The organism is Micromonospora parastrephiae (genome assembly GCF_016802865.1).
Lineage (GTDB): Bacteria > Actinomycetota > Actinomycetes > Mycobacteriales > Micromonosporaceae > Micromonospora > Micromonospora parastrephiae.
Genome location: NZ_JAEVHM010000190.1, coordinates 1 through 10278, shown reverse-complemented (window position 1 = coordinate 10278; position 10278 = coordinate 1). Strand labels below are relative to the sequence as shown.

Annotated in this window: 8 protein-coding genes; 4 read left to right on the top strand and 4 right to left on the bottom strand. The window is 71.0% G+C overall.

Features of this window, described 5'->3' with window-relative positions; translation table 11 throughout:
• The 3 genes from JNW91_RS26055 to JNW91_RS26045 all read left to right on the top strand — a co-directional run.
• On the top strand, positions 1-1253 hold a 1253-nt coding region (locus tag JNW91_RS26055), incomplete at its 5' end, for a serine hydrolase domain-containing protein (RefSeq protein ID WP_407664385.1).
• A gap of 173 nt (positions 1254-1426) precedes the next feature.
• Positions 1427-4297 carry a glycosyl hydrolase gene (locus JNW91_RS26050; RefSeq protein ID WP_203178002.1) on the top strand — a complete coding sequence of 957 codons (2871 nt, stop codon included), beginning with the start codon at positions 1427-1429 and terminating at the stop codon, positions 4295-4297.
• A gap of 222 nt (positions 4298-4519) precedes the next feature.
• On the top strand, positions 4520-4861 hold the full coding sequence (locus JNW91_RS26045; RefSeq protein WP_203178001.1) for a DUF6223 family protein: 342 nt from the start codon (positions 4520-4522) through the stop codon (positions 4859-4861).
• A 19-nt stretch (positions 4862-4880) separates the two neighbouring features.
• Here JNW91_RS26045 and JNW91_RS26040 read toward each other — a convergent pair whose 3' ends face one another.
• Entirely contained in the window at positions 4881-5543 is a 663-nt protein-coding gene (locus JNW91_RS26040) for a response regulator (RefSeq protein WP_203178000.1), read from the bottom strand.
• On the bottom strand, positions 5540-6685 hold the full coding sequence (locus JNW91_RS26035) for a sensor histidine kinase (RefSeq protein ID WP_203177999.1): 1146 nt from the start codon (positions 6683-6685) through the stop codon (positions 5540-5542). Before JNW91_RS26035 ends, JNW91_RS26040 begins: the two co-directional genes overlap by 4 nt.
• A gap of 192 nt (positions 6686-6877) precedes the next feature.
• Here JNW91_RS26035 and JNW91_RS26030 point away from each other — a divergent pair, with 192 nt between their 5' ends.
• Positions 6878-7327, top strand: a complete 450-nt coding sequence (locus JNW91_RS26030) for an iron chaperone (RefSeq protein WP_203177998.1) — start codon at positions 6878-6880, stop codon at positions 7325-7327.
• Between the two features lie 63 nt (positions 7328-7390).
• Here the strand turns inward: JNW91_RS26030 and JNW91_RS26025 are convergent, their stop codons facing one another.
• Both JNW91_RS26025 and JNW91_RS26020 read right to left on the bottom strand, forming a co-directional pair.
• A complete protein-coding gene (locus tag JNW91_RS26025; RefSeq protein WP_203177997.1) occupies positions 7391-8956 on the bottom strand; it encodes an arabinofuranosidase catalytic domain-containing protein in 1566 nt (521 codons plus the stop codon).
• Positions 8957-9047: 91 nt separating this feature from the next.
• The coding region (locus tag JNW91_RS26020; protein WP_203177996.1) for an RICIN domain-containing protein at positions 9048-10278 on the bottom strand (1231 nt) is incomplete at its 5' end.

Below are 10278 nucleotides of genomic sequence, written 5' to 3'. Positions count from 1 at the left end.
GCGCGCGCCCCGCCGTCCCGCTGAGTCGCACGGTGGGGCCGGTCAGCCAGCGGCTGACCGGCGTCCTCACCGTCCATTTGCGACCGACCACCCAGAATCCCTCGCACCCGGCGTACGCGGGCGCGGTGGCGCTGACGCTCGCCGGCGGGCAGACGAGCGCGCAGGCCACGGTCGGTGAGGCGCTCCGCTTCGACGCGGGGCCGACGCTCCTGCCGGCCGCGCAGCGCGTCCGGATGCGCCCCGACTCGATCTTCGACCTGGCGTCGATCACGAAGGTCTACACGTCGATTCTCGTGCTCCAGCAGGTCGAGAAGGGGTGCCTCGACCTGAACGCGCCGGTGGTGAGCTATCTGCCCGAGTTCACCGGCGCGGGCAAGTCGGCCGTCACCGTGGCGATGCTCCTGGCGCACACGAGTGGTCTGCCCGTGGGTGCCAGCGGCACCGCCTCGGGCACCCTCGCCACGAAGTGGAAGGCCGTGCTGGCCACCCCGCTGGTCACCGGCGCCGTGCCCGGCCGCGTGTTCCGCTACTCCAGCGTCGGCCTGATGGTCGCCGGCAAGCTTGTCGAGAAGGTCACCGGCCAACCCCTCGACCAGGCACTGAAGACCGGCCTGACCGACCCGCTCGGCCTGAGGTGGACCGGCTTCACCCCGAACACCTGGATCAGCAGCGCCGAACGAGCGGCCCGGATGGTCGCCACCGACGCTCGCTCCTCGCGCGGGCTGCTGCGCGGGGTCGTGCACGACGACGTCGCCAACCATCTCGGCGGCGTCGCCGGGCACGCCGGCATCTTCAGCACCGCCCAGGAGGTCGGCGTCATCGGCCAGCTCCTGCTCGACGGCGGCATCTACGGCGGGCAACGGATCCTGGCCGAGAGCACCGTGCGGGGGATGCTGACCAACGCCAACGTCGGCCTGCCCGCCGTCGACCCCGAGCGACCGGGTCGCACCAGCGACCACGGCCTCGGCGTGGTGCTCAACCAGCCCTGGTTCATGGGCCGGCTCAGTCGTCCGGGCACCTTCGGGCACACCGGCTTCACGGGCACCTCGCTGCTCGTCGACCCCGAGCGCAGGCTGGTGCTCGTCCTTCTCACCAACCGGGCCCACCCCAACTGGAGCTGGGCGAACCCCGACCCGGTGCGCGTCGCCGTGGCCAACGAGCTGACCCGCTGGTACGACCTGTCCGCCCCGCGCACGCGGCCACCGGCCCGGCCGGGTTCGAGTACGCCCCCGCCCCCGCCTCGCCGACGTTAGCCTCGGGCGGCAAATCGCGACATCAGCACGCAACCGGTTGGACACATTGACGAGAATCTCGGCGTTCGATTACCGTGCCGGATGAGAGAGCGCTCTCTCGATAGACCTTCTCCTCAATTAAGACGAAGGCGTCGAGCCGGCCCCCGCCGGCGCCGGCGCGCGATGGAGGCACCATGAAACCTCCCGTCCCCCACCGCCGATGGGCCCTGGCCGTCACCACCGCTCTGGCTCTGGTCGTCGGCGGCCTGGCCATCCCCGTCACCGGACCCGCAGAGGCCGCCCCCGTCGGCGCCGGCAGCTACACCACCACGCCGGTCGGCCCGCTCCCCACCGGCTGCGGGCCGATGTCCACCAACCCCCGACAGTTCGCCACCGCCAACGCCCCCGCCGGCGCGATACCCACCAACGACTGGTGGTCCTCACTGCTCTGGAAGCGCACCGACTGCGCCTTCAGCGAACCGCTGCACGCCCACCCCGTCTCGTACGACACCTTCACCGACGGCCTCGGCTTCTCCGCCAACTCCACACCCGCCATCAGCGGCACCGCGACCGGCGTCGGCGAGTACCACTACCCGTACGTCCAGGACATCCGGGTCGGCGTGGCCGGGCTCGGCGCGCCTCTGGTCAAGGTCGACGGCTGGACCGACTGGACGGTCAGCCCGTACTGGAGTGACGGCGCACGGACCATGCGCGCCACCATCGGCCACGGGCTGCCCTTCGCGTACTTCCAGACCAGCGGCGGGGACGCGGTGATCAGCACCAGCGGCACCGCCGACGTCTGGTCCAACAGCGGTGCCACCATCGGCTTCCGGGTCAACGGCCACGACTACGTCGGGTACGCCCCCAGCGGCGCCACCTGGACCGTCGCCGGCGGCCGCATCTCCTCCACCCTCGCCGGACGGGGTTACTTCTCCGTCGCCCTCCTCCCGCCGACCGCCAACGCGACCGAACGCGCCGAACTGGCCACCACCTACGGCCGGTACGCGCACGCCCACGTGACCGGCACCCAGGTCTCCTACTCCTACAACCCGGCGACCAGCGGGCTGACCACCACGTACGCGTTCACCACCACCGCCCGGGAGGGAACCGCCACGCAGACGGTGGTCAGCCTCTACCCGCACCAGTGGAAGTCGCTGAGCGGCTCCACCGCGATCACACCGACCTACCCGTCGGCGCGCGGGCGGATGAAGGTGCTCACCGGCGTCAGCCAGTTCCGTACCGCCATGAAGTTCCAGGGTGTCCTCCCGGAGCTGCCGGCCGTCGGCGACGGCAGCGGCGCCGACCTGGCGACCCTCAACGGCCACCTGGCCGCCGCCCGGTCCAACCCGATGGACCAGCGGGGCGGCGACACGTACTGGACGGGCAAGGGCCTCGGCCGGGCCGCCCGCCTCGCCGAGGTGGCCGACCTGGTCAACGACACCGCGACGCGCGACAGTGCGCTGAACGCCATCCGCAGCACGCTCACCGACTGGTTCACCGCGTCCAGCGGCAAGACCAGCAGGGTCTTCTACTACGACGGCAACTGGGGCACCCTGATCGGCTACCCGGCGTCGTACGGCTCCGACCAGGAACTCAACGACCACCACTTCCACTACGGCTACTACATCGCCGCCGCCGCGACGCTGGCCAAGTTCGACCCGGCGTGGGCCGCCACCAGCCGCTACGGCGGCATGGTGGACCTGCTGATCCGCGACGCCAACAACTACCAGCGCGGCGACACCCGCTTCCCCTACCTGCGTGACTTCGACATCTACGCCGGGCACGACTGGGCGTCCGGGCACGGCTCGTTCGGCTCCGGCAACAACCAGGAGTCCTCGTCGGAGGGGATGAACTTCGCCAACGCCCTGATCCAGTGGGGGCAGGTCACCGGCAACACCGCCGTCCGGGACGCCGGTGTCTTCCTCTACACCACCCAGGCCGCCGCCATCCAGGAGTACTGGTTCGACGTCAGCGACCAGAACTTCCCCGCCGCCTTCGGACACTCGACGGTCGGCATGGTCTGGGGTGACGGCGGCGCCTACGCCACCTGGTTCAGCGGCGAGCCGGAGATGATCCAGGGCATCAACCTGCTACCCGTCACCGGCGGACACCTCTACCTGGGCAACAACCCGGCGTACGTGCGGACCAACTACGCCGAGCTGGTCCGCAACAACGGCGGACAACCGACGGTGTGGCAGGACATCCTCTGGCAGTTCCAGGCCCTCGGCGACGGCGACGCGGCACTGGCGAACCTGCGGGCGAACCCCGGCTACACGCCCGAGGAGGGGGAGAGCCGGGCACACACCTTCCACTGGATCCGCAACCTCGCGGCGTTGGGCACCGTCGACACGACGGTCACCGGCAACCACCCGCTGTCGGCGGTCTTCTCGCGCAACGGGGCGCGCACCTACGTGGCGTCGAACCCGACCGCGTCGCCGGTCACGGTGACGTTCTCCAACGGCACCACGCTCACCGTCGGCGCCGGCAGGACGGCCACCACCGGGGCGTACACCTGGAGTGGCGGCAACGCGGCCGGCGGCGTACCCCCGGGGTCGACGCCCACCGATCCCCCGCCGACGACCACCCCGCCCCCGACGCCGGGCAACCCGACGCGGTACCTGTTGCCGGGCGGTGGTCTGGGAGCCGCCGGTGGCGCGGCCACGACCACGGTCGCGGCCGCCAACGGAAACCACGACGGTACGCCCACCAACCCGCAGGTGTTCACGGCCACCGGGCTCAATTTCGCCTACTCCGGTGCGCAGACCACGTTCGACCTGTTCGTCGACGCCGGCACGGCGGTCGGTAACGCCGTGCAGGTGCGGGTCTCCTACGACCTGACCGGCAACGGCAGCTGGGAACGGACCGAGACGTGGCGTTACTTCGCCACCGACCCGGTCTCCGGCTACGAGCACTACACCCAGAACGCCGGCCTCGCCTCGGCAACCGGAACGTTGGGCGCGCTGAGCAACGGCACGGTCCGGGTGGAGGTCTGGTCGGCGATCGGCAGCAACCCCAGCACCCTGGGCATCGGCAACCAGTCGGTGCTCCGGCTTCCGTACTCCTGATCCGTCCGCTCGTGCTGCCGCCGGCCGTGCCACGGCCGGCGGCGGCGCGGGTCGGCGCCGCGCTCGCGACGGCCGGAGCCCGCCGGGCACAACCGGGGTGGTGCGACTCCCCCGGCGCGTACAACCCCGGTGGTAGGCCCATCGGCAACTCCGGCATGACGACCCGTGACCTTTCGGTTCCATACGCTGCACCGGCACCGTCCGTGAGCGAAGGGAACCGCCATGTACGACAACCACCTGCTTGCCGCCGCCAGCGTCACCACGATGAGCGCCGGACGGCTCGGAGCCTCCGTGGCCGGCGTGCTGGGGCTGATCGGCGTGATCATCGGTGGGCTCGCGTTGGCCCGCCCCGCCACGCGCACCGCCGACGCGCGACTCCGAGCCTCCGTGGCCCTGACGGCGGGGCTGATCGGCGTCGCCCTCGGTGGCCTCGTCGTGGCGACCTCCGACAGTGGCATCGGTACCGGCAACGGACGTGGCGGCGCCTACGTGGCTCTGGTGGTCGGGCTGGTCAGCATCGTTCTCGGCGGGTTGGTCCTGGCCCGCTCCCGTCGTACCGGCTGACCCGGACCGGCGAGCACGATCAGTCGGGGGCGAGCCAACCGGGAACGGTCAGGCCGGACTCGTAGGCGAGGATCACCAACTGGGCCCGGTCCCGGACCCGCGCCTTGGTCATGATCCGGCTGACGTGCGTCTTGGCGGTGGCCGGGCTCAGCACCAGCCGCGCCGCGATCTCGTCGTTGGACAGGCCGGCCGCGACCAGCGCCATGACCTCACGTTCCCGGTCGGTGAGCGCGTTCAACCGTGGGCCCGGGTCCGGGTGCCGGGCCCGGGCGGCGAATTCGGAGATCAGCCGGCGGGTGATCGACGGTGCGATCAGCGCGTCGCCACGGGCCACCACCCGCACGCCGTGGATCAGCTCCGCCGGCTCGGTGTCCTTGACCAGGAAACCGCTCGCGCCCGCCCGCAGCGCGCCGTAGACGTAGTCGTCCAGGTCGAACGTCGTCAGGATGATCACGCGGATGTCGGAGTTGGCGGTGATCTCGCGGGTCGCCGCCAGGCCGTCCAGTCCGGGCATCCGGATGTCCATCAGGACGACGTCCGGCCGTGACCACCGGGCTAGGCGCACCGCCTCGGCGCCGTCGGCGGCCTCACCGACCACCTCGATGCCATCCTCGCCCTCCAGGATGGACCGGAAGCCGGCGCGTACCAGCGTCTGGTCGTCGGCGAGCAGCACCCGGATCACGCCGGCACTCCCGCCGGCACGGTGCCGGGCCGCAACGGAAGGCGGGCCCGCACCCGGAAGCCGCCGTCCGGTCCCGGGCCGGCGGTCAGCGAACCGCCCAGCGACCGGGCACGCTCACCCATGCCGAGGATCCCGTTGCCGGGCGGCCCGGGTGAACCGGTGCCGTCGTCGTCGACCTCGATCAGCACGTCGTCCCCGTCGGGTCGGACCCGGACCACGGCGGCGGTCGCGCCCGCGTGCCGGGCCACGTTGGTGAGCGCCTCCTGGACGATCCGGAACACCGCCAGGTCGACCTCCGGCGGCAGCGGCCGGGTCTCGGTCACCTCGACACGGATCGCCAGCCCGGACCGCCCGGCCACCGTGACCAGCTCGTCCAGACGGTTCAGGCCGGGTACGGCAGCGGCGGGTGCCTCGCTCTCCTGCCGCAGGACGTCCAGCGTCGCGCGCAACTCGCGCAGCGTCTCCTTGCTCGTCTGCTTGATCGCGGTGAGCGCCTGCACCGACCGGGTGGGATCCGGACGGTGCAGCGCGGCGCTGGCCTGCACGTTGATCAGCGAGAGATGGTGGCCGAGCGCGTCGTGCAACTCACGGGCGATGCGTAGCCGCTCCTCGGTGGCCCGACGGCGAGCCTCCTCCCGCATGCCCTGCTCGGCTTCGCGCACCCGGGCCTGCGCCTCCGCGACGTACGCCCGGCGGTTGCGGGTCACACCGACGATGACCGCGACGAGCCAACCGGCGTGCAGCAGCGTCGCTCCATTGGAGGCGGGCCCGACGCGGTTGGGCCCGTCCGCGACGGCGAAGGCGATCACCGAGGCGAACCCGAGCCCGATCGCCAGCGCGAGGTGGCCCTCGTCGACGACGGTGTAGAGCGCCACGACGAAGACCAGCATGATCGGCCCCGGCCGGTGCAGCAACGCCCCGTACGCGCCGACGGCCGCCAGCGCCGCCACACCCACCCACACCGGATGACGGCGGCGCAGATACAGCGCGCCGGAGGACACCAGCACGACCAGCAGCGCCGCCCAGTCGGCGGCGCTGTCGATGCCCTCCGACTGCACCACCAGGCCGACGAGCGCGACCAGGCCGACCACGAACACCACGGACACGTTCGCCGCCCGGCCCTGCCATGGCCAGCTGGACATGCGCCGAAGCCTAGCCCTGAACGACGACCCAGGAGAATCCCCGAGCGCTCCGGGGTCGACGTGCCTGTCGAGGTCCGACCGCCCGCCCGGGATCGATCAGGAATCAAGAAGCGGCCGCCGGGCGGCCGGCCTAGCCTTTTCCCAGGTAGCCGGCACCACGCCGGGCCTTCGCACAGCGAGAGGGAGCCGAGAATGTCCGCGAAGACGTCCACGACCGCATCCGACGGCTTCACCGCCGAGGAGCGCGCCGCGATGAAGGAGCGCGCCGCCGAGCTGCGCGCCGAGGGCAGGAAGGGCGCGAAGCGGGCCGACGGTCTCCAGGCGGTCCTCGACCGGATCGCGCAGATGGAGCCGGAGGACCGCGCGCTCGCCGAGCGTGTGCACGTGGCGGTGACCGCGACCGCCCCGGACCTGACACCGAAGACCTGGTACGGGATGCCCGCCTACGCGAACGCGGACGGCAAGATCGTCGTCTTCTTCCAGGACTCCGCCAAGTTCAACTACCGGTACTCGACCCTGGGTTTCCAGGACACGGCCAACCTCGACGACGGGGACCTGTGGCCGGTGGCGTACGCGCTGCGCGCGTGGAGCCCCGAGGTGGAGAAGCGGGTCGTCGAGCTGGTGAAGGCCGCCATCTCCTGAGCGGCCCACGGGTACGCCGGCCACCATCGGTGGTGACCGGCGTACGAGCGTGGTCGGCCGGGGTCAGCGGTAGCCGGCGGTGACCACGTTGGCCTGCACCGCGTTCTCGGTGGCGTCGGTGGGATAGCCGGCGACCATGGCTCCTTCGTAGAAGGTGCCGGCGCTGAGGTTCGCGCCGCCGTCGGGCTTGCAGCAGTCCCCGCCACTGCCCAGGATGATCGCGCCCTGCTTCTTCATCGGGCTGTATCCGGGTGGAAGTGACCCGTCCCAGAGCGTGTAGAGGCTGCCGGACTGGGCGTTGCTGCCCTTGATGGCGAAGCGGGTCGTGCCGTTGTTCTTCAGCGTCGCGGTGACGAACTTGCTGGTGAACGCACGCTGGTTCGGGTTCCAGGAGCTGCTTCCACCGGGGAACAGGCCCCACTCCAGGTCGGCCTGCACCCAGGGTCCGGTGCCGGAGCAGCCACCGAACCAGCACTGCTTGCCGAAGTTGATGGCGTCCATCGCCCCGGCGGCGTCGGCCTTCCTCGTCGTCTCGCTGTTGCCGTAGTCGAAGCAGCAGCCGCTGTTGACGTGGGTGCCGCTGGTCACCATGTACATGCCTTCGGGAGCCGCGCCGGTCGGCACTCCGGTGAGGTGTCCGTCGCGCCAGTAGCTGTTGCCGGGGTTGATGTAGAGCGAGTACGCCTTCGCGCCGCCCACCGTCAGGGACTCCGAGGTGGCGACCGCCGGCTTGCTCTGCGGTGAGCCCGGAACCACGCTCGATCCCTGGTACCAGAGGTCGTTGCCGCGCCCGGACTGGTCGAAGACGACGGTGATCACGCAGGTCGTGCCGGCGCAGAACGAGTCCTGCGTCGCCGCGTTGGCGGTGCCGCCCGTGCCGGTCAGCCCGATGTTGCGGGTCGTGTTGTCCGACGAGCGCCGGACCTGGTACAGGTTGCCGGCGTACGCCTCGTAGAGCGCCCGCGTCGTACTGTGCGCCGCTATGCACGGAGTGCCGCCGGAGGCGTAGATGTCGCACGGACGCGCACCGGTCGGCGGGTTGGTCGGCGGGGTGGTCGGCGAGGTCCACTGCTGGTTGGCGCCGCCGTTGCAGGCCCAGAGGACGAGTTTGGTGCCGTTCGCGGTCGCTGCGCCGTTGGCGTCGAGGCACAGCCCGGATTGCACGCCGGTGATGGTGCCGTTGCTGTTGACGTTCCACTGTTGGTTGTTCTGACCGTTGCAGTCCCAGATGATCGCCTGGGTGCCGTTGGCGGTGCCTCGACCGGAGGCGTCCAGGCACTTGTTGCCGTACACCGTGAGTTGCTTGCTCGACGTCCAGGTCCAGGTCTGGCCGGCGGAGCTGTTGCAGTCCCACAGTTGCGTCTGGGTGCCGTTGGTGGTGCTGGAGTTGGGTACTTCGAGGCAGCGGCCGGACGCCGTACCGATGATCGGAGCGCTCTGCCCGGGCTCGATGGCGGCCACCGCCTGCGGCGCCGCGGCGGCGGTCGGAGTCGGGGCGCCGGGTGTGGTGCCGACGCCGGCGAGGACGCCGACCAGTGCGCCGGCCAGGACGGTCAGACGTCGCAGGCGACGGCGTCTCGGGATGAGATCGCGGGCTGTTCCTGGCCCGCTGTGGGACGGGGTTCGCACGGGTGGCTCCCTCTCGAGTGTGTGTGAATGCGGTACGGGACGGGCGTCGGCCGCCCGACGGACGGCCGACGCCTGATTCCTGCCGCGACGCCTACCGCCCCCAGATCCGCCACGTCTGGTTCAGGGGACTGCCCTGGCCGGCCGCGTTGCAGGTCCACTGGTGGACCGGCGCCCGGGCAGCCGTCGAGACGCCGCTGACGTCGACACACTTGCCGCTGTGTCGCGCCACGAGCTGGTAGTCGTGCGAGTCGTTGCCCGCGTAGGTCACCTTGCGGAGGCTGAACTGCTGGTTGAGGCCGTTCAGGCAGGTCCACTGGTGCACGGTCGCGCCGTCGGCGGTAGACACGCCGCTGACGTCGAGGCACTTGCCGCTCTGCTGGTTGACCACCGTGTACGTGTTGGCCACCCCGGCGACCGGCCGGAAGTTCCAGAGCTGCTGATCGCCGCCCTCGCAGTAGAACTGCTGCTGGAAGTTGCCGTCCGCGATGCTCAGGTTGGGGTTGTCCAGGCACTGCTGGGAGTGCTGGGCCACCGCCACCGACTGGAAGCCACCGTCGGAGGGCGGCAGCAGGGTGATGGTGTAGGTGTCGCTCTGGTTGGTGTACGGCAGGGTCACGGTGGCGTTGTTGTTGGACAGGGTGACCAGGTTGTTCGAGACGGTGACCGGGCCCTGCACCGCGCCGCCGCCGTTGTACGGGATGCGCTGCGTGAGCACCCGAACCTGGTTGTTCTGCACGACGCCGCTGGTCGTGTCCAGGCGTTGCAGGTTGACGGTCAGGTTCCCGGTGGTCCGACCACCGCCGACCAGCACCTTCGCCACGCCGGTCGCCTTCGTGGCGAACGCGTCGTACGACTGGCTGGGGGTCACCGCGACGATCTGCCCGGTCTGGGAGGCGTAGTAGCGGTAGGCCCACCACTCGCCCTTGGGCTGGTGTTGGCCGGCCGAGTTGCGGATCAGCAGGTTGCCGAGGTCGTTGTGCAGGCTGCCACCGCTGGCCCAGTTCGCCCGTAGGCCGTCCGCGCGGGCGCGCTCCAGCCGCGAGATGTACCAGGCGCCGTCGGCCGGGTTCTGCTCGTCGGGCGCGCCGTACTCGTTGATCTGGTACGGCCGGGGGTGGGCGATGCCGCGCGGGTCGAGGGTGGCGTTGGCGGCGGCGACGTTCGCGACCGGGTCACCGGGCAGCGAGTGCCAGCTGATGATGTCCGGCACGGTGTTGGTCGAGCGCACGAAGTCCAGGTACTGGTTCCAGAAGGTGTGCGTGGTCGACGGTACGCAGGCGCAGCTCGGCCCGACGATGAGCTGGTTGGGGAACTCCGCCCGG

Bases quoted from the DNA above. Each gene is read 5' to 3' on its own strand.
- JNW91_RS26050 (WP_203178002.1), top strand. From the start codon at position 1,427: ATGAAACCTCCCGTCCCCCACCGCCGATGGGCCCTGGCCGTCACCACC.
- JNW91_RS26045 (WP_203178001.1), top strand. From the start codon at position 4,520: ATGTACGACAACCACCTGCTTGCCGCCGCCAGCGTCACCACGATGAGC.
- JNW91_RS26035 (WP_203177999.1), bottom strand. From the start codon at position 6,685: ATGTCCAGCTGGCCATGGCAGGGCCGGGCGGCGAACGTGTCCGTGGTG.
- JNW91_RS26030 (WP_203177998.1), top strand. From the start codon at position 6,878: ATGTCCGCGAAGACGTCCACGACCGCATCCGACGGCTTCACCGCCGAG.